Source organism: Rathayibacter sp. YIM 133350 (genome assembly GCF_037404875.1).
In the GTDB taxonomy this organism is placed as follows: domain Bacteria; phylum Actinomycetota; class Actinomycetes; order Actinomycetales; family Microbacteriaceae; genus Orlajensenia.
In genome coordinates this window covers 45,933-64,530 of record NZ_JBBELO010000020.1, presented here as the reverse complement: position 1 = coordinate 64,530, position 18,598 = coordinate 45,933, and the positions used below count along the sequence as shown (strand labels likewise).

Below are 18,598 nucleotides of genomic sequence, written 5' to 3'. Positions count from 1 at the left end.
GCGCCGAGACCGCAGAATCTGCGGGTGCAGCGCCGTGGTGACCCATCACTTCTGCGGGATCGGTTTCGGGGACCCACCGTTTCCGCGGGTTCGGGCGCTCCGCCGTCAGCGAGTCGCGGCGCGCTTCTGACCGCGGACCGGGCCCGAGAAGGTGCGCTTCGCATCCTCGAGGGCCATGCCCTTCGTCTCGGGGATCTTCCACATCACGAAGATGAACGATAGGGCGGCGAAGGCCGCGTACATGCCGTACGTGAACACGAGCGAGAAGCTCGCCAGCGCCGGGAAGGTGACCGTGATGAGGAAGTTCGCGATCCACTGGGCCGCGGCTGCGACACCGAGGGCGGCACCACGGATGCTGGTGGGGAAGATCTCGCCGAGGAGCACCCAGACGAGCGGTCCCCACGAGGCTCCGAAGCAGACCACGAACAGGTTCGCCGCGACCAGGGCGATCGGACCCCAGGGTGCCGGCAGGCTGACCTCGCCGCTGCTGTCGGTGCTGGCGAAGGCGAAGGAGAGCGCCATCACCGCGAGCGAGATGGTCATGCCGACCGATCCGATGAGCAGGATGGGGCGCCGGCCGACCCGGTCGACGAGCACGATCGCGATGATCGTCACGAGCACGTTGGTGATCGAGGTGACCACGCTGATGGTCAGGGAGGCGGACTCCTTGAATCCGACCGCCTTCCACAGCGTCGTGGAGTAGTAGAAGATCACGTTGATGCCGACGAACTGCTGGAACACCGACAGGATGATGCCGGTCCAGACGATGGGCTTCAGCCCGAACGCCTTACCGCGTACCGAGGCCTTCTCGCCCTTGAGGTCTTCGTCGATCGAGTTCTGGATGTCGCTGATCGACTTGTCGAGCTCGCTCGCCGGAACCAGCGTGCGGAAGATCGCCCGGGCCTCGTCGCCGCGCCCCGTGGCCAGCAGGAACCGTGGCGACTCGGGAAGTGTCAGCGCGAGCACGCCGTAGACGATCGCGGGGATGGCGCCCACGATGAACATCCAGCGCCAGGCCTCCCAGCCGAACCAGAGCTGCTGGGAGGCGCCGCCCGCGGCACCGGCGAGCAGGGCATCCGAGAGCAGGGCGATGAAGATACCGACGGTGATGGCGAGCTGCTGAAGGGATGCGAGGCCACCACGGCTCTGCTTCGGCGCGATCTCGGCGATGTAGGCCGGGGCGACGACCGAGGCGATGCCGATGCCGAGACCGCCGACCACGCGCCACAGGGCGAGGTCCCAGGCCGAGAAGGCGAGGCCGGCGCCGATGGAGCTCGCCAGGAACATGATGGCGCCGATGAGCATGACGCGCAGGCGTCCCCAGTGGTCGGCGAGCCGGCCGGCGAGGAACGCGCCGAGGGCACAGCCGAGCAGCGCGATGGCCACGACGAGGCCGGTGATGAAGTCGTTGAGCGCGAACCCGTGCTGGATGCTGTCGACAGCGCCGTTGATGACCGACGAATCGAACCCGAACAGGAAGCCGCCGACCGCGGCCGCGACGGCGAGGCCGATCACTTTACGTCGCATGGCTCCGGTGGGCCGTGCGGGGGCGGAAGAGGCGCCTGCGCCTGCTCCCGGTGCCTTCTCTGACATCACGAACTCCTTTAGTGGGGCGGCATCCCCGGGGGCGGCGCAACACTGCGGGCGCCCGGAAACTCGGACCGCTTTGCGAGCTTACGCCGATCATATTCCCCGGTCCGCCGCTGGCGTGCGGGGTGTCATCGGTGGTATGGAGCCGCTCAGGCACCCGCCCAGTCGAGCAACCGGTCGGCGCTCCACGTGGTGATGATGCGCTCCGGCGGAATGCCGGCCGCCTCCGCTCGCGCTGCCCCGAGATCGAGGAAGCCGAGGTGGCCGGGAGCGTGGGAATCGCTGTCGATCGAGAACAGGCAGCCGGCGTCGAGCGCGAGCGCGATGAGGTCCTCGGGCGGGTCCTGACGTTCGGGGCGCGAGTTGATCTCGACGGCGACGTCGTTCTCGGCGCAGGCGGCGAAGACGGCGCGCGCATCGAACGTCGACGGCGGGCGGGTGCCCCGCGAGCCCTGCACGAGCCGGCCGGTGCAGTGGCCCAGCACGTTCATGCGGGGATTCTCGATCGCCCGGAGCATCCTGCTGGTCATCTCGCGGGAGTCCATCCGCAGCTTGGAGTGCACGCTCGCCACCACGATGTCGAGCCGGTCCAGCATCTTCGGTGTCTGGTCGAGGGCGCCGTCGAGCAGGATGTCGACCTCGATTCCCGTGAGCAGGCGCAGGCCGCTCAACCGGGCGTTGACGTCGGCGATGAGGTGGAGCTCGTCAGTGAGCCGTTCGGCGCTCAGCCCGTTGGCGATGGTCAGGCTCGGGGAGTGATCGGTGATGGCCAGGTACTCCAGGTCGAAGCGCTGGGCGGCGTGCGCCATCGCCTCGGCGCTCGTGGTTCCGTCGGACCAATCGGTGTGGGCGTGCAAATCGCCGCGCAGTCGCGCGCGCAGGCCGGTGCGCTCCACCGGCGTCGCGTGGCTGCGCAGCTCCGCGAGGTAATCGGGAACGCGACCCTCGGCCGCCTGCTCGATGACGGCGTAGGTCGTGTCGCCGATGCCCTTGGTGCGCTTCAGCCGTCCGTCGGCGATGCGCTCGGCGATCTCTTCCTCGGAGAGGGATGCGATCGCCTCGGCCGCCCGGCGGAAGGCCTTGGTCTTGTACGAGGACGCGAGGGATCCTTCGAGCAGTTCCGCGATCTCGTTGAGGGCGTCCACCGGGTGCATCTGCCCATTCTCGTCCAGACCTGTGCGATCCGGGCAGGTGGGAGCGCTCAGTCCGCCGGAGGAAGGGTGCCCTCGGCCCGCTGCCGCAGGTACGTGAGCTGGGCGCGCACGGATGCCTCCGCTGCCGGGCGCACCGCCGCATCCGCGTCGGCGTAGACGAGGTCGGTCACCGACTCGACCGAGGCGTCTTCACCCAGATGCGCCACGGCCTGTTCCACCTGGGTGAGCCGTTCCGCGCGGTGGGCGAGGTAGGCATCGCAGATGGCCGTGAGGTTCTCCAGTGCCGGGCCGTGCCCGGGAAGCACCAGCGCGGGGCCCACCTCGCGCAGCCGGCCGAGCGAGTGCAGGTAGGGGCCGAGGCCACCGTCGGGGTCGGCGATGATCGTGGTGCCGCGGCCGAGGATGGTGTCGCCGGTGAGCACCGAGCCGTTCTCGCCGTCGTCGGGCAGGTGGAAGCAGACGGAGTCGGCGGTGTGCCCGGGCGTGGTCAGAACCCGGATGCTCACACCCGCGGCATCGATCACCTCGCCGTCGATGAGCGGCTCGGCGTCGATGCAGAGGGCGGGATCGAGGGCGCGCACGGGGGCACCCGTGTGCTCTGCGAAGGCCGGAACGCCTTCGACGTGGTCGGCGTGGTGGTGGGTGACGAGGATGAGTTCGACGGTCGTGGCGGCGAGTTCGTCGAGGTGTCTCATATCGAGCGGGCCCGGGTCGACCACGACGACGCGATCGCCCCGGCCGATCACGTAGGAGTTCGTGCCTTCGAGCGTCATCGGGCCGGCATTGGGGGCGAGGACGGTGCGGGTCAGCGTGGACTCGGTCATGGGTACACCCTAGGGTGGGCACGTGCGAGCAGGTGCGCTGGAGCAGGCATCCGTACCCCTGGCGGCGACGGTGGTGCTGCTGCGCGAGAGCGCGCAGGGCGCGGAAGTTCTGCTGCTCGAGCGCGTCGATCGGGGTTCCTTCGCGGGCGCCTGGGTCTTTCCGGGCGGCAGCGTCGATGCCGATGACGACGACGGCTCCGGCGATGCGGATGCGGCGCTGCGCCGAGCGGCCGTGCGCGAGACCCACGAGGAGACCGGGCTGCACCTGGAGCCGCACGAGCTGCTGCCCCTCTCGCGCTGGCATCCGCCCGCGGAAGCCCCCAAGCGCCTGCTGACCTCGTTCTTCGTCGCCGCCGCACCGGCCGGTGCCATCGCCCTGAACCCGCACGAGCACACCGCATGGGCTTGGCTGCGTCCGGCGGACGCCCTCGCGGCGCATGGACGCGGAACGCTGCGCCTGTTCCCGCCGACCTGGGTGACGCTGCACGGCCTGGCCGGTGCGCGAACGGTCACCGAGGCGCTGGCCGCACTGCGCGCAGGGGCGCCGGCGCAGTTCGCCACCCGGTTCGGGCTCGGCGGCCGGGTGGTGTTCTGGGAGGGTGACGTCGCCTACGGCGATGATGCGCTCGCCGATGCCCCGGGAGGCCGGCACCGGCTCGAGGTCGGGACGCTTCCCTGGCAGTACCGACGCGAGTGAGAGCGCGCCGGGCGCGCACGCGCAAGCCCTGTGGCCGCCGCACGACACCGGCGTAGCGTGGGCGCGTGGACTGGTTCGATGCCCAGGACTACGAGATCGCCCGCGGGGTGTTGCAGCGCGGAGTGGCGGCGATTTACCTCATCGCGTTCCTCTCCAGCCTCAACCAGTTCCGCGTGCTGTGCGGCGAGAACGGGCTGCTTCCGGCGCCGGAGCTGATCGCCGGCCTCGACGCCCGCCGCCGGAGGCGCGCGACGCCCGGCATGCGCTCCGTGCGGGCGGCGCGCGAGACCCGCTTCACGCTGTTCCGTTGGGGGTACACGGATGCGCGCCTTCTCGCCGTCTGCTGGAGCGGGATGGCGCTCGCCGCATCCGTCGTGCTCGGTCTTCCCCAACTCGGCCCGGCGTGGGCGCCGCTGGTCGTGTTCCTCGCACTGTGGCTGCTCTACATGTCCATCGTCAACGTCGGCCAGACCTTCTACGGCTTCGGATGGGAGATGCTGCTGCTCGAGGCCGGCTTCACCGTCGCGTTCCTCGGCTCCCACGAGGTGCCGCCGCCGACCTTCATGATCTTCCTTCTCGCCTGGCTCGTGTTCCGGCTCGAGTTCGGCGCCGGCATGATCAAGATGCGCGGCGATCCGGCCTGGCGCAACCTGACCGCGCTCTACTACCACCACCAGACCCAGCCGATGCCCGGGCCGCTCAGCCGGCAGGCTCACCTGGCACCGAAGTGGTGGCATCGCGTCGAGGTCTTCGGCAACCACGTCGCACAGCTGATCGTGCCGTTCCTGCTGTTCCTGCCGCAGCCGGTGGCGAGCGCGGCATCCCTCGTCGTCATCCTCACCCAGCTCTGGCTCGTCGTCACGGGCAACTTCGCCTGGCTCAACTGGATCACCATCGTGCTCGCCTTCGCCCGCATCAGCGACCCCGTTATCCACTGGGCTCTTCCCTTCATCCCCGCCGACCTCGGGGCGCCCGAGCACTCCCCGGTCTGGTGGATGGTGCTCGTGAGCGCCGTCGCGGCCCTTCTCGTCGTGCTCAGCTGGTGGCCCCTGCGAAACCTGCTCGCCCGCCGCCAGCTCATGAACGCGAGCTTCAACGGCTGGCAGCTCGAGAACGCCTACGGCGCCTTCGGCTCGGTGACCCGCGAGCGGGTGGAGGTGATCATCGAGGCGACCATGGATGCGAGCCCCGAGAACGCCGATTGGAGCGAGTACGAGTTCAAGGGCAAGCCGGGCGACGTGCGCCGCATCCCCCGGCAGTGGGCTCCGTACCACCTGCGGCTCGACTGGCTGATGTGGTTCCTTCCCCTCGGATCGGTGCACGAGCAGTGGCTGTACGCCCTGCTCGCGAAGCTGCTCGAGGCGGATGCGCCGACCCTGCGGATGCTGCGCTCCGCCCCGTTCGGATCGGTGCCGCCGCGGTACGTGCGCGTGCGCACGTACCATTACCGCTTCTCGACGCGGGCCGAGCTGCGCGAGAGCGGGCAGCGCTGGATCCGCACCCGTCCCCGCGTCGTGATCCCCGCGACACAGCTCCGTGGCGAGCGCGGCTCCGACTGGTCCTGACAGGGTTAGTGACACGGATGCGTGCGCGGCCCTAGTCTGACCCTGACGGAGGGAGCTCGACATGTCGTTCATCACGCGCGGGTTCGGGGGTAGGCAACGCGAGCGCGATCCGCGCCTTCCACCCGGTCAGACCGAGGTGCACGACTTCCCCGTGCTCTCGGCAGGGCCGACGCCCCGCATCGACACCGCGGAGTGGGAATTCACCATCCGCACGGAGAACGGCGACGACCACCGGTGGACCTGGGACGAGTTCCAGGCGCTGAAGATCGACGACGTCGACACCGACATCCACTGCGTCACGCACTGGTCGAAGCTCGGCACGCACTGGCGTGGGGTCTCGCTCGACACCCTGTTCGAGAACGTGCAGACCCACCAGAAGTACGTCATGGCGCACAGCTACGGCGGCTACACCACGAACGTGCCGCTCGATGAACTCCTCGGCGGCAAGGCCTGGATCGCCTTCGAGTTCGACGGCGAGCCGCTCGAGCCGGAACACGGCGGTCCGGCACGGCTGATCGTTCCCCACCTCTATTTCTGGAAGAGCGCCAAGTGGGTGCGCGGGCTCGTGATGATGCCCGACGACGACCCGGGTTTCTGGGAGCAGTCGGGCTACCACATCCACGGAGACCCGTGGAAGGAAGAGCGCTACTGGTGAGTTCGATCGCCGCCTGGCACACGGCCACCGTGGCCAGCAGCACCCCCGAGACCCCGTCCGCCGCCCGTATCGTGCTCGACGTGGACGGCTGGCCGGGAAACGAGGCGGGTCAGCACCTCGACGTGCGGCTGACGGCGGAGGACGGCTACACCGCGACGCGGTCGTACTCGATCGCCTCGGCCGGCCCGGGGCAGCGGGTCGACCTGGCCGTCGACCGCCTGCCCACCGGGGAGGTCTCGCCCTTCCTCGTCGACGTGTTGCGCCCCGGCGACAAGCTCGAGGTGCACGGCCCGCTCGGCGGCTGGTTCGTCTGGCGACCCGGCGCCGCGGGAGATCCCCCGGTTCAGCTCATCGGCGGCGGATCGGGAGTCGTTCCCCTCGTGGCGATGCTGCGCGCGCACCACGAGGCGGCCGATGCGACGCCCTTCCGCCTGCTCTATTCGGTGCGCACGCCCGACGACGTCTTCTTCCCCGAGGTGCTCGGCACGACCGAGGTGAGTTTCGTCTACACCCGGCGCTCTCCCGATGGCGCGCCCGTCGGCCGGCTGACCCGGGAGCAGCTCGTGGCATCCGTCTTCCCCGCCGAGCAGAAGCCCCGCATCTATTTGTGCGGCTCGACCGGATTCGTCGAGACCGTCGCGGCCTGGCTCATCGATGCCGGCCACGACGCCGCCGACATCCGCACCGAACGATTCGGAGGAACATCATGACCCACGTCGACGGCAACGAACTCGCCGGCGCGTTCGCGGAACTCTTCGCCTTCGACGTCACCACGGCCAGCGCGCGCTGCGCGGGCTGCGGTGCCGTCGACGTGCTCGCGACGGCCATGGTCTACACGGATGCGCCCGGCACCGTCGCGCGCTGCCCGCACTGCGATGCGGTGCTCGCCACGCTCGTGCAGGGTGATGATCGCGTGTGGTTCAGCCTCAGCGGGCTGAGCGCGGTGCAGGTGCCTCGGCCGGCCGGCGCGCAGTGAGCCTGTCGGCGCTTCCGGAATCGACGGCGACGCCCCTGCGGGGCGGCCCGACGCTGCGTTGGGGCGTGCTCGCGCCGGGCATGATCGCGAACGCCTTCGTCTCCACGCTGCACGCCAACACCGACCAGCGGGTGCAGGCCGTGGCATCCCGAGCGCCCGAACGGGCGCGTGCGTTCGCCCGGGCGCATGCCATCGACGTGGTGCTCGAGAGCTATGAGGCGCTCGTCTCCGACGCAGCCGTCGACATCGTCTACATCGCGTCGCCGCACAGCGAGCACCGCACCCTCGCCCTGCTGGCCATCGCGGCGGGCAAGCACGTCCTCGTCGAGAAGCCCATCGGGGTCGACGCCGCCGACGCCCGCGCCATCGCGGATGCCGCCGCAGCGGCGGGCGTGTTCGCGATGGAGGCGATGTGGTCGCGCTTCCTGCCCCAGACCACCGTGATCGACGCCCTTCTCACCGATGGCGCGCTCGGCGAGGTGCGCCTCGTCACGGCCGACTTCGGCGGCAGGCCGCCGTTCGATCCGGCCAGCCGGGTCTTCGACCCGGCCCTCGGCGGGGGAGCGCTGCTCGACCTGGGCGTCTACCCCGTCTGGTTCGCCCACTTCGTGCTCGGCGCTCCCACCCGGCTCACCGCCACGGGAACGCTCGCGCCCACCGGCGTCGACGGGCAGTCCGCGCTCATCCTCGACACGGATGCCGGGGCACAGGCCCTGCTCAGCACGTCGCTGTTCGTGCCCACCCCGGCCGAGGCCCGCATCTTCGGCAGTGAGGGGCGCATCGAGATCGATCCGCTCTTCCTGATGCCGGGCGGCTTCGACGTCATCGCAGGCGACGGCTCCCGCCTGCGCTGGCGCGACGAGTCGGGCATCGAGGGTCGTGACGGGCTGGCGTGGCAGGCGGCCGCCGTGGCGCACGACATCGCGGAGGGGCGTACCCAGTCGCCCCTGCATCCGTTGCGGCGCTCCATCGAGGTGCTCGAGAGCATCGATGAGGCCCGGCGGCAGCTGGGTGTCTCAGTCCGAGGCGAGCAGCTCGGCCAGTGAGAGCGGCCGGCGTCCGGTGAGGCGTTCGACGTCGCGGCTGACGCGAGCCAGTTCCCCGGCCGCGATCGCCTGGTAGGTCGAGACCCACGCCTGCACCTGCCAGGCCGGCGCGTTGAAGCGCGCCCGCGAGGCGTAGGCCTCGTCTTCGCTCTCGTCGTGGAACGAGATCTCACGGGCGAGCGCGGTCGAGAGGATCTGCGCGACCTCGGTCATCGTGAGGGCCTCAGGGCCGGTCAAGTCGTAGGTGTGCCCGATGTGCGAGCTCGGATCCCGCAGCACGGCCAGGGCAGAACGGGCGACGTCGGCCCGTGCCACGCCCGCGAAGCGCCCATCGCCGGCGGGTCCGCGGAGGATGCCGTCGTCCCCGACCATGTGGCGCACGAAGTCGAGGTAGAGGTTGTCCCGCAGGAACGTGTGTGCAAGGCCCAGCCCGTCAATCGCCTCCTCCGTCGCTCCGTGGTCGCGAGCCAGCGTGAAGGCAGCGTGCGGGCCCGCGCCCGTGAACGAGGTGTAGACGATGTGGTGCACGCCCGCCTTGGCCGCCTGTTCGACGAAGGTGAGGTGGTCGTCGAGGCGATGGTCGGTCTCCGTGGCCGAGACCATGAAGAGCGTCTCGACGCCCTCGAGGGCACGCGCCGCGGCGTCCGCGTCGCCGTAGTCGGCCTCGACGGCGATGGCGTCATCCAGAACGGGTGCACGGTCCAGGCTGCGCACGATGAGCCGCTGCGGCACACCGGATGCGGCCAGGGCGCGGGCCACCATGCCGCCGAGGGTGCCCGTGGACCCCGTGATCGCCAGGGTGGGACTGTTCTGCGTCATTGCGTTCCTCTCCGTTGCCCATTCTGCACTCTCGGCCGCGTGCGGCGTGGTGCCCTGTGTGATGGAGAGGCCCCGCACAGCGCGCGGCGCCGGCGCAGACGGATGCTGCACCGGCGCCGCTTCGACGTGCTTGGCTCAGCGGGGCAGGCTCGCTCCGGCTCGCCGCCGCCCCGTGACGAACACCGCAGAGCCGGCGCCGAGCAGGAGCACGAGCAGCACGAGGGCGACGCCCACGTCGGCACCGGTGCCCGCCAGGCCGCCCGCAGGGCCGGCCGTCGGCGCGGCGACGATACGCAGGTCGCCCCAGCCGATGAGCGTGCCGTCGGCGGCGTAGACCGCGATCCGGTGCGCACCGAGGGCCACGTCGAGGGGGATGGTGGCCGAGATGCGGCCGGCGGCATCCGCGGTGGCCGTGTTCAGGTGCCGCGGAGTGGAGTACAGCCATACCTCGAGCTGCGTGCCCGCCGTATCAGCGCCGGCGCCGACGGTGATGGTCTCGCCCGGTCGGGCCGTCGCGGGCAGCTGCAGCGAGCCCTTGTTGGCGCTCGTCAGGCCCTCCTCCGGCAACGGCGTCACCTGCGGCTGGCCCGGCTCGCCCGGGTTGCTCCCATCCGCGGGTCCGACGAGGCGGCCCACGCCCCAGCGGGCGGTGGACTGGTAGCCGGCGCCGGTGGGGTCTGCCCAGTTTCGGATGCCGGTGCGTGCGCCGTTGGAGGCGTCGTTGACCTGGAAGTCCATGCCGTGCACCGTGCCCAGGCCGCCGTACTCGAGCAGGCTGATCGCCGCCTCGACGACGTAGCCGCCGTCGATGCGCGTCGTCGCGCTCTGCACCCGGTTCTTCTGGAACGCCTCATCGCCGGTTCCGAACGACACCACGTTGTCGGCGCTGATGCGCACCTGGGTGTCGTCGTAGCGGTACGAGCCGTTCTTCGCGTTCCCGGCGTCGAGGTAGATCTCGACCGAGTCCTGGATCCAGGGGTCTGATCCCGACACGTCGACGACCGGATCGGCGACCTCGGCGAGCACGTAGAGCGTCTGGTCCCGCCACAGCGTGTGCACCGTCGCCGTCGCGCCGCCGGTTCCGTTGGTCTGCTTGTCGGTGCTCACCGTGTCGGCGTCGCTCCAGCCCGCGTCGACGGTGCCGTCGATCTGCGGGGCGGATGCCGCCTGCACGACCTCGAGGTACGACAGCGGCTCGACGAGCGTGAGGGTGCCTTGCGAGCCGGGAGTGTTCCACGTGCTCGTCGTCGTGCCGTCCTCGACCGCGACGTCGAACGACAGGGTGCCGCCTTCGGTGGGAGCCGTGGTGAGCGGCAGGTGCACGACGACGTCGTAGCCGCCGCTGCGCTCGGTGACCACGCCCTCGACGTCGCCCGTGCCGTCGCGTCCGAAGTGAGCCGTGGAACGGCCCCAGAAGAAGTCGATGCCGTCGGCGCTCTGGGAGCTGGTGTCATCGACCGAGAGGAACGCGGTGAGGTGATCGGCGCTCCAGCGCAGCTGGAACGCGCTCGCCGCATCGATGGTGTTGAGGGGCAGCTTCGTCCACTCCGGCGACGCGGGGGCGTCGGCGGTGAGCGGCACGTCGCCCTGGAAGACGTTCGCGGTGCGCAGTCGCGCCGGGAGCTCCTGGTCGACGACGCCGTAGTAGGCGGGCTTGGCCTGCAGAGCGTCGTCGAAGAGCAGCGGCGCTCCCGAGGAGGCACGCCAGCTGCGGCCGTCGGTCAGGCCCCACACCGTCACCGAGAAGATCTTCTCGCTGCGCTCGCGGAAGGCGCGGAACGCGTCGCGGTAGTAGTAGCCCTGCTCCACGAGGTTGGCCTGGGTGACCGGCGAGCCGGTGGTCACGTCGAGCTCGGTGACCGCCTGCACGACGTCGAGGTCGCTGAACGCGTCGATGGCCTGGCCGAGCGTCTCGACCGGCATCGAGAGGCTCACGTGGAACTGGTGGCCCACGCCGTCGACCGGAACGCCGCGTTCGAGCAGGCGCTTCACGAGGGCGTGCAGTCGCGCCTGCTTTCCCGCCTGCTCCGTGTTGTAGTCGTTGATGAAGAGCGTCACCGGGTGCGCTACGCCCTCGGCGGCGTACTGCTCGTTGAAGGCCTCGTTCGCGTACTGGAACGCGAGGTCGATGAACTGCTCGCCGAGGATGCGGTGCCACTCGCTCTGGCGCAGTCCGTCGGCGGTGTCGGCGGCATCCGAGACCACCTCGTTCACGACGTCGAACGCGTACAGCGGATTGGTGTCGCTGCCGAAGTCGCCGTAGGTGTCGCTCAGGTACTTCGCCACGGCGAAGATGTGCGTGCGCATGCGGTTCTTCAGCACCTGCTGGTCGGCCGCGCTGTCGGTGAGGGGGGCACCGGCGTCGTCCTGGAAGAACCAGGCGGGCGTCTGGCTGTGCCAGACGAGGTTGTGGCCGTAGACGTGCACCCCGTTCTCCTGGGCGAAGCGCATGAGCGTGTCGGCCTCGGGATTGGGGGTGAAGTTCTTCTCGGCGTCGTACCAGGCCTCCGGCTTCATGTAGTTCTCGCTCGTCACCTGGTCGAAGTGCTTGAGCAGCAGCTCCGACGCCGGCCCGGTGGTCTCGCGGCTGTCGATGGCGACGCCGACCGGGAAGTCGACGGTGTCCTTGATCGGCGTGAGGTCCTGCACCTGGGCGGGATCGGGGACGGCCACGACGATGTCGTCGATGTAGAGGTCGGAGGTGTTCGTGCCGTTGTAGTTCGTCTCGAAGTACAGTTGGGCGCTCTCGGCGGCGCCCATCTGGAACGTCGCCTTCACCTGCGTCCAGCCGCTGTTCGTCACGCCGGTGAACTGCGCGAGGGTGTCGTAGCTCGTCGTGCCGCCTGCGGTGCGTGCCATGCTGAGCCACACCGCGTCGCTCGGCTGCCCCGCGCCGAAGCGCACCCAGGCGGAGAGGTCGTACGTCGTGCCGGGCGTGAGCACGCCGGTCACGTCGTGCAGCAGCCCGCTGCCCTGCGACGTGCGGCCGGTGACCGCTGCCGCGGAGGTACCGCCGTGCGCCAGCGCGGTCGTGGTCGCAACGGTCGGAGCGCCGCTGCCCGAATCGCGCGGACCCCAGCCGTCGAGCCCGTTCTCGAAGCCGGTGCTCAACGATGTTCCGGTCGCAGGTGCTGCGGGGGCGCCGACCGGAAGCGAGAAGCGCCAGCCGGCTGCGAGGCGTTCGCCCACGACGGTCTTCACCGCCGCGAGTGTGCCGGAGCGGTCACCACCTCCGTCGTGCGTGAGCACGATCTGACCGGCCTTCATCGCGTCACGCAGGTTCGCGGTGAGCGTCGGCACGTCTTGGGTGGCCCAGTCGTTGATGGTGTTCACCACGCCGAGAGGCTGCATGCCGAGCGCGACCGCCGCGTTCGCGGTCTGCCCCCAGCTGCCGTTCGGGGCACGGAAGAACGGAACGGCCGCGTTCGGGTCGCCCAGCGCCGTGCGGATGATGGCGAGGTCCGCCTTCATGCGGTCGGACGCATCCGCCGCCGACAGCGACCCCATGTCGTCGTAGTTCGTGGAGTGGTTGCAGAGGGTGTGGCCCTCGGCGACGATGCGCTTGAGCAGGTCGGCTCCGCCGGGCGCGGTGATGTTCTGGCCGATGACGCAGAAGGTGGCGGAGATGCCGTTGGCCTTGAGGAAGTCGAGCAGGGCGGGCGTCGTACCCGGGTTGGGTCCGTCGTCGAAGGTGAGGGCGGCCACGTTGCCGGTGCCCTGCGCCTGCGTGACGGGGGTCGCGTTGGGGTTCACGGCGCCTCCCGGCACGACGTCGGGGTCGGGATCGGTGCCGCCACCGGTGCCGGCCGTGGTGATGGTGATGTCGTCGACGAGATAGCCGTACGGGGCGGCTGGGGTGAGGTCGCCCGTGCCGAGGTAGACCTGCAGCGTCGACGGAGTGGCCCCGGCGGGCACCGTGTAGTCGCCGGTCACGGTGGTCCAGGTGCCGGCCGTCATCGTCGTGTTGCCGATCCAGGCATAGTCGGGCTTCATGACGAAACGCACCCCGGCCGAACCGGCGGTGCCGTCGGCCAGGCGCGCCTTCATGCTGAAGGTGTACGTCTGTCCCGGCGTGAAGAGGCCGGTCGGGCTCTGGATGCCCACGTAGTCGGCGTCGCGGCCGCTCACTGAGAGGGCCTTCCCGCCGTCGACATCCACGACGCTCAGCGTGCTGCCGCCGCCTCCGCTCTGCCCCCAGGTTCCGATGGTGCCGTCTTCGAAGTCGACGGAACTCACCCTCACCACATCTGCGGACGCCGGTGCCACCGAGGCCATCAACAGGCCTCCGACGGCGATAGCGGTTACGAAACTTTCGACAGCGGTACGTCGACGCATGGCGCTCCTTTGCGCGGTTAAATATGTAGCGATTGCCAACATAAGCGGCGCATAGCAGATTCTTTCCCGTTCGTTATCCAAACGTTACGAAACCGTTTCGCAACTTTCGAAGCCGTGCGCATCGGTGAGCGTGTTTGACCGTGCCTCGCGAGGCCGTCAGGCTGCAGGGGTGCCGCACATCCTCATCGCACCCGACTCCTTCAAGGGCTCCGTCGCAGCCGTTGCCGCGGCGGAGGCGATCGCCGCCGGCTGGCGGACGGTGCGCGCGGGCGACGACGTGCGGCTGATCCCGATGGCCGACGGGGGTGAGGGCACCATCGCGGCCTTCTCGCTCGCCGTGCCGGGAGCGAGCGCGATGCCCGTGAGCGTGCACGGCCCGGACGGGAGCATGGTCGAGTCCGCCTGGCTTCGACTGCCGCCGACGCCGCGGCATCCGCAGGGCGTCGGCGTCGTCGAGTTGGCTGCGACATCGGGCATCGAACTGCTCGAGCGGCCCGCGCCCTTCGACGCCCACACGCTCGGCTTCGGCGAGGCGATCGCGGCGGCGCTCGATGCCGGTGTGGACCGGCTGCTGCTGGGCATCGGTTCGAGCGCCTCGACCGACGGTGGGTCGGGAGCACTGGTGGGCCTCGGAGTCCGCGTGCTCGACGCACACGATCTCCCGGTGCCGCTCGGCAACCGGGGTCTGGCAGGTGCGCGTCGCATCGACGTGAGCGCACTGCGTCCGATCCCGTCGGGCGGCGCGGTCATTCTGGGCGACGTCACCAATCCGCTCCTGGGCCCCACGGGGGCTGCGGCGGCCTTCGGTGCCCAGAAGGGAGCGGGCGCCGAGGACATCGTGGTGCTCGAGGCGAACCTCGGCCACTGGAGCGCGCTGCTGGCCTCAGCCGGCATGCCCGTTCGAGCGGCTCCGGATGCGGGAGGCGCGGGGGCGGCCGGCGGCACGGGCTTCGGGTTGCTCGCCTGGGGCGCCGCGATGCAGGCGGGCGCGGGGGCCATCGGCGATGCTCTCGGGCTGCCGGCCGCCATCGCCGCAGCGGACCTGGTGATCACGGGGGAGGGTCGTTTCGACGATCAATCCCTCGCGGGCAAGGTGCCCGGGCACGTTCTCGAGGTGGCCGCGACGACGGCCACCCCGACGGCACTCGTGGCCGGCTCGATCGCGGCCGACCCGGCGGGCTTCGTTCAGGCGCTCGCGCTCGAGGATCTGGCCGGGTCGAGGAGCGCGGCACTCGGCGACCCGCTGCGCTGGTTGCACGAGGCCGGCTCCCGGCTGGCGGCCACCCTCTGAACGACGAACCGCCTCCTCCCTCCCGACCGCCGGGTGTTCCGGTCGGGAGGGAGGAGGCGGTTCGCTCTGGAGCTGGTCTGCCGCTGCCCGCTCAGGTGCGCATCAGCGAGCCGCCGGCGCGCACGCGCGATACTGCGTCGACGGTGGCGGCGAGGATGAGCACTCCGCCGGTGACGACGTAGTTCACGCCGGCCGGGAGGTTGAGCAGCCCGAGGCCGTTCGTGATGACGGCGATCACGAGCGCGCCGATCGCGGCGTGCATGAGTCGCCCGCGGCCGCCGAAGAGGCTGACGCCACCAACCACCGCAGCGGCGACACCGCTGAGCACGATGTCGCGGCCGGCCGCAGCATCCACCGAACCCACCTTGCTGATGCTGAACAGGCCCGAGACGACCGCGAGGGTGGAGCAGACGATGAAGGCGCTCCACCGGATCATCGTGACCTTCACACCGGCACGGCGGGCGGCTTCGGCGTTGCCGCCGACGGCGTAGATGTACCGGCCGAACTTGGTGCGATCGAGCACGAAGGTTCCGAGCCACAGGATGGCCAGGGTGATCGGCACGACGATGGGTACGCCCTCGACGGCCTTGAAGCCCGTTCCGCGGTTCTGGTTGAGCAGTCCGACGACGAAGCCGCCGATGACGATGATGACGCCGAGCTTGATCCAGACGAGCGCGATCGTGCGGTTCGGAACGCCGGCGCGGGCGCGGCGGCCGCGGTCAACGAACGAGGTCGTCGCCGAGACGGCGACGATCACGGCGAGCATCGCCCAGCCCGCCCAGACGGGCATGTTCGAGTTCTGGATGGCGAGGATCTCAGGGGTCTGCACGCGGTAGAGGCCGCCGCCGCCGATGATGATGAGCTCGAGGCCCTGGAAGGCCAGGAACAGGCCCAGTGTGACGACGAACGATGGGATGCCGACCCTCGCGACGAAGAAGCCGATGAAGGTTCCGATCAGCAGGCCGCAGAGGAAGGCGATGGCCAGCGCGAGCATCCAGTTGATCGACCACACGTTCACGAGCACCACGAAGATGCACATGGTGAGGCCGGCGGTGACGCCGGCGGAGAGGTCGATCTCGCCGAGCAGGATCACGAAGACGAGGGCCATGCCGAGCATGACGAGCGTCGCGGCCTGCGTGAGCAGGTTGGCGAAGTTGCGCTCGGTCAGGAAGAACGGGCTGAGTGCGGTGAAGAGCAGGCTGAGCACGACGAAGCCGCCGATGGCGGGAAGTGCTCCCATCTCGCCGTGGCGCAGTCGCTGCAGGTAGGCGCGCGCCTGGTCCATCACGGTGCCCTCCTGGCCGCTGCCGATGAGGTCGGCGGTGCTGAGGGCCGAGAGTGCCGTGGTGCTCTCGGTGGGCGGGGTCGTTCCCGTCGGAGTGGGTGCGCTCATGCGGGTTCTCCCGTGTAGGTCTTGCTGCCGGTGATGTAGCCGACGACGTCGTCGTTGTTGGTGTCGGCGGTGCGTACGGAGGCGACCATCTGGCCGAGGTAGAGCACGCTGATGTAGTCGGCCACCTGGAAGACGTCGACGAGGTTGTGGCTGATGATGACGACGGCCACGCCCTGCTCGGCGAGGCGCTTGACGAGGTCGAGCACCTGCTCGGTCTGGGCGACGCCGAGCGCCGCGGTCGGTTCGTCGAGGATGACGACCTTGGCCTTCTTCAGCACCGAGCGCGCGATGGCGACGGTCTGGCGCTGGCCGCCCGAGAGGGAGGAGACCTTCTGGCGCACGGACTTGACGGTGCGCACCGAGAGCTGGCGCAGCGTCTCGGCCGCCTCGCGCTCCATGAGCCCCTCGTCGAACGTGCCAGAGGAGAGCTCCTCGCGGCCGAGGAACATGTTCTGCACGATGTCGAGGTTGTCGCACAGCGCGAGGTCCTGGTACACGACCTCGATGCCGAGGCGTCCGGCCTCTCGAGGGTTGTGCAGGTGCACCACCTCGCCGTTGAAGCGCACCTCGCCGCTGTCGTAGGGCTGCACGCCGGCCAGGCCCTTGATGAGGGTGGACTTGCCGGCGCCGTTGTCGCCGACGAGGGCGGTGATCTTGCCCGGATAGGCCTTGAGGTTGACGCCCTTCAAGACGCTGACCGGGCCGAAGCTCTTGACCACGTTGGTCAGTTCGATGATCGGCACATCCATGCCGCTTCCTTTCGTCGGGCCGGGACAGCGCAGTCCCGGCTCTCAGTGTCGCAGCGCATCCGCTGTGGGGTAACGCCTGCAGTCAGTGAGGGGCTTCGCGCGCGGATGCCGTGCGCGAAGCCCCCACAGGGTTGCTGTGTTACTTGACGCCGTACTTGTCGCAGGCGGCCTTGACCTCTGCGGTGCAGATGTCGGCGGCCTTGGCGTTGCCGTCGTCGATGACCTTCTGCACGCCGTCGGGGCCGGTGAGGATCGGCGTGACCGCGATGTAGGGCGTGCCGTCGTCGAGCTTCTTGTCGATGGTCGGCTTGTCGCCCTTCAGCAGCTTGATCGCGAGGTCGGACGCCGCGTCGGCTTCCAGCTGGAACGGCTTGTAGACCGTGGCGGTCTGCTTGCCCAGCAGCACGTTCTGCAGGCCGGCGACCGAGGCATCCTGACCCGAGACGGGAACGACGAGGCCGTTCTTGTCGAGGATCGTGATGACGCCGGCGGCGTTGGTGTCGTTGGCCACCCACACCGCGTCGACCTTGCCGCCGAGGGCGGTCAGGGCCTGCTCGAAGTTGGTCGCCGACTTGTCGCCGTCCCAGACGCCCGCGGGCTCCTGTGCCGGCTTGATGCCCGCTGCCGCCATGACCTTGTCGGCACCGTCGTGGAACATCTTCGCGTTGCCGTCCGCGGGGTCACCGCCCATGTAGACGACGACCGCGGATGCCGGGTCCTTGCCGGCGGCCTTGAGGCCATCGACGATGGACTGGCCCTCGAGCGCACCGACCTGCTCGTTGTCGAACGATACGTAGTAGTCGGCGCCTTCGATGGGACGGTCGTAGGCGATGACCGGGATGCCCTGGTCCTTGGCCTTCGCGGCGACGGCCACGGCCGCGCCGTTGTAGTCCACGAGCAGCATCACGCCGCAGCCCTTGCTGAGCTGCTGGTCGGCGATGGTCGCGTACTTGTTGGTGTCGCCCTGCGCGTTCTGGATGTCGGCGTCGAAGCCGGCATCCTTGATGGCCTTCTCGAGAGCCGGGCGGTCGCCGTTCTCCCAGCGCGGCGACGACGCCGCGTCGGGAAGGATGACGCACGCACGAGTGGCGCTGGCGTCGTCGGTGGAACCGCCGCCTCCGCCCGAGCTGGAACAGCCAGCGAGCATGAGCGCCGAGACACCGGCTACTGCTGCGATCGAGATCAATGAAGACTTCTTCATCGCTCTCCCCTTCTGTGTGGTGGTGTAAAGGAAGACATCTCCAATGCCCCGTCGACTGTGACGGCGGCCTTTGGATACTGCTCCGTTACGGAGCCCTGTGCGGAAAGAGTCGCATAACGGTTCGGTAACACTCTTTCCGTGTGACACGTCACATCCGGCCGGGCCGGTTATGGGGTGCATCGAGGGATTTGGTGCGGGGTACAACATTCCCGTATCCACATACGCGAATCCGGCCGGATGTCATCCCGGCCGGCCACAGGCGGTGCGTCTGGACGGGGAAACGGGGTACACGGGACCGGAGTT

At 69.7% G+C, this 18,598-nt stretch carries 15 protein-coding genes; 7 read left to right on the top strand and 8 right to left on the bottom strand.

The genetic code is table 11. The features are described from left to right. Positions 1 to 105: 105 nt before the first annotated feature. The 3 genes from WDJ51_RS06190 to WDJ51_RS06180 form a co-directional block, all read right to left on the bottom strand. Positions 106 to 1,593, bottom strand: a complete 1,488-nt coding sequence (locus tag WDJ51_RS06190) for a sugar porter family MFS transporter (protein WP_337851566.1) — start codon at positions 1,591 to 1,593, stop codon at positions 106 to 108. 146 nt (positions 1,594 to 1,739) lie between these two features. Continuing rightward, entirely contained in the window at positions 1,740 to 2,744 is a 1,005-nt protein-coding gene (locus WDJ51_RS06185) for a PHP domain-containing protein (protein WP_337851565.1), read from the bottom strand. A gap of 47 nt (positions 2,745 to 2,791) precedes the next feature. Beyond that, a complete protein-coding gene (locus WDJ51_RS06180; RefSeq protein ID WP_337851564.1) occupies positions 2,792 to 3,568 on the bottom strand; it encodes an MBL fold metallo-hydrolase in 777 nt (258 codons plus the stop codon). Positions 3,569 to 3,590: 22 nt separating this feature from the next. On the opposite strand from WDJ51_RS06180, the gene WDJ51_RS06175 reads away from it, so the two are divergent. From WDJ51_RS06175 to WDJ51_RS06150, 6 genes are all read left to right on the top strand, one after another. Further along, complete coding sequence (locus WDJ51_RS06175; protein WP_337851563.1) at positions 3,591 to 4,265, top strand: NUDIX hydrolase; 675 nt, start codon at positions 3,591 to 3,593, stop codon at positions 4,263 to 4,265. 65 nt (positions 4,266 to 4,330) lie between these two features. Then, positions 4,331 to 5,830, top strand: a complete 1,500-nt coding sequence (locus WDJ51_RS06170; RefSeq protein ID WP_337851562.1) for a lipase maturation factor family protein — start codon at positions 4,331 to 4,333, stop codon at positions 5,828 to 5,830. A gap of 61 nt (positions 5,831 to 5,891) precedes the next feature. Beyond that, positions 5,892 to 6,485, top strand: a complete 594-nt coding sequence (locus tag WDJ51_RS06165; RefSeq protein ID WP_337851561.1) for a molybdopterin-dependent oxidoreductase — start codon at positions 5,892 to 5,894, stop codon at positions 6,483 to 6,485. Further along, the gene (locus WDJ51_RS06160; protein WP_443218463.1) at positions 6,482 to 7,195 is read left to right on the top strand and encodes an FAD-binding oxidoreductase; all 714 of its coding nucleotides are present in this window, start codon (positions 6,482 to 6,484) and stop codon (positions 7,193 to 7,195) included. Before WDJ51_RS06165 ends, WDJ51_RS06160 begins: the two co-directional genes overlap by 4 nt. Next, positions 7,192 to 7,461, top strand: a complete 270-nt coding sequence (locus WDJ51_RS06155; RefSeq protein WP_337851560.1) for a DUF6510 family protein — start codon at positions 7,192 to 7,194, stop codon at positions 7,459 to 7,461. Before WDJ51_RS06160 ends, WDJ51_RS06155 begins: the two co-directional genes overlap by 4 nt. Beyond that, complete coding sequence (locus WDJ51_RS06150) at positions 7,458 to 8,507, top strand: Gfo/Idh/MocA family protein (RefSeq protein ID WP_337851559.1); 1,050 nt, start codon at positions 7,458 to 7,460, stop codon at positions 8,505 to 8,507. Before WDJ51_RS06155 ends, WDJ51_RS06150 begins: the two co-directional genes overlap by 4 nt. Here WDJ51_RS06150 and WDJ51_RS06145 read toward each other — a convergent pair. Both WDJ51_RS06145 and WDJ51_RS06140 read right to left on the bottom strand, forming a co-directional pair. Beyond that, positions 8,478 to 9,326 (bottom strand): SDR family oxidoreductase, encoded by an 849-nt coding sequence (locus WDJ51_RS06145; protein ID WP_337851558.1) that lies wholly within the window; start codon positions 9,324 to 9,326, stop codon positions 8,478 to 8,480. The two genes, WDJ51_RS06150 and WDJ51_RS06145, sit on opposite strands and share 30 nt — an antisense overlap. 135 nt (positions 9,327 to 9,461) lie before the next feature. Continuing rightward, positions 9,462 to 13,562, bottom strand: coding sequence for an endo-1,4-beta-xylanase (locus tag WDJ51_RS06140; RefSeq protein ID WP_337851557.1), 4,101 nt, complete (start codon positions 13,560 to 13,562; stop codon positions 9,462 to 9,464). Between the two features lie 268 nt (positions 13,563 to 13,830). Here WDJ51_RS06140 and WDJ51_RS06135 point away from each other — a divergent pair, with 268 nt between their 5' ends. Continuing rightward, the gene (locus WDJ51_RS06135; protein ID WP_337851556.1) at positions 13,831 to 14,952 is read left to right on the top strand and encodes a glycerate kinase; all 1,122 of its coding nucleotides are present in this window, start codon (positions 13,831 to 13,833) and stop codon (positions 14,950 to 14,952) included. Between the two features lie 91 nt (positions 14,953 to 15,043). Here the strand turns inward: WDJ51_RS06135 and WDJ51_RS06130 are convergent, their stop codons facing one another. From WDJ51_RS06130 to WDJ51_RS06120, 3 genes are all read right to left on the bottom strand, one after another. Continuing rightward, complete coding sequence (locus WDJ51_RS06130) at positions 15,044 to 16,345, bottom strand: sugar ABC transporter permease (RefSeq protein WP_337851555.1); 1,302 nt, start codon at positions 16,343 to 16,345, stop codon at positions 15,044 to 15,046. Then, a complete protein-coding gene (locus WDJ51_RS06125) occupies positions 16,342 to 17,094 on the bottom strand; it encodes an ATP-binding cassette domain-containing protein (RefSeq protein ID WP_337851554.1) in 753 nt (250 codons plus the stop codon). The genes WDJ51_RS06130 and WDJ51_RS06125 overlap by 4 nt, the downstream gene beginning before the upstream one ends. Positions 17,095 to 17,233: 139 nt before the next feature. Next, complete coding sequence (locus tag WDJ51_RS06120; RefSeq protein WP_337851553.1) at positions 17,234 to 18,295, bottom strand: sugar ABC transporter substrate-binding protein; 1,062 nt, start codon at positions 18,293 to 18,295, stop codon at positions 17,234 to 17,236. Between the last annotated feature and the right edge of the window lie 303 nt (positions 18,296 to 18,598).

Excerpts from the sequence above, each read along its gene's own strand:
- WDJ51_RS06185 (WP_337851565.1), bottom strand. The coding sequence starts at position 2,744 with ATGCACCCGGTGGACGCCCTCAACGAGATCGCGGAACTGCTCGAAGGA.
- WDJ51_RS06125 (WP_337851554.1), bottom strand. The coding sequence starts at position 17,094 with ATGGATGTGCCGATCATCGAACTGACCAACGTGGTCAAGAGCTTCGGC.
- WDJ51_RS06165 (WP_337851561.1), top strand. The coding sequence starts at position 5,892 with ATGTCGTTCATCACGCGCGGGTTCGGGGGTAGGCAACGCGAGCGCGAT.
- WDJ51_RS06120 (WP_337851553.1), bottom strand. The coding sequence starts at position 18,295 with ATGAAGAAGTCTTCATTGATCTCGATCGCAGCAGTAGCCGGTGTCTCG.
- WDJ51_RS06190 (WP_337851566.1), bottom strand. The coding sequence starts at position 1,593 with ATGTCAGAGAAGGCACCGGGAGCAGGCGCAGGCGCCTCTTCCGCCCCC.
- WDJ51_RS06155 (WP_337851560.1), top strand. The coding sequence starts at position 7,192 with ATGACCCACGTCGACGGCAACGAACTCGCCGGCGCGTTCGCGGAACTC.
- WDJ51_RS06145 (WP_337851558.1), bottom strand. The coding sequence starts at position 9,326 with ATGACGCAGAACAGTCCCACCCTGGCGATCACGGGGTCCACGGGCACC.
- WDJ51_RS06130 (WP_337851555.1), bottom strand. The coding sequence starts at position 16,345 with ATGAGCGCACCCACTCCGACGGGAACGACCCCGCCCACCGAGAGCACC.
- WDJ51_RS06180 (WP_337851564.1), bottom strand. The coding sequence starts at position 3,568 with ATGACCGAGTCCACGCTGACCCGCACCGTCCTCGCCCCCAATGCCGGC.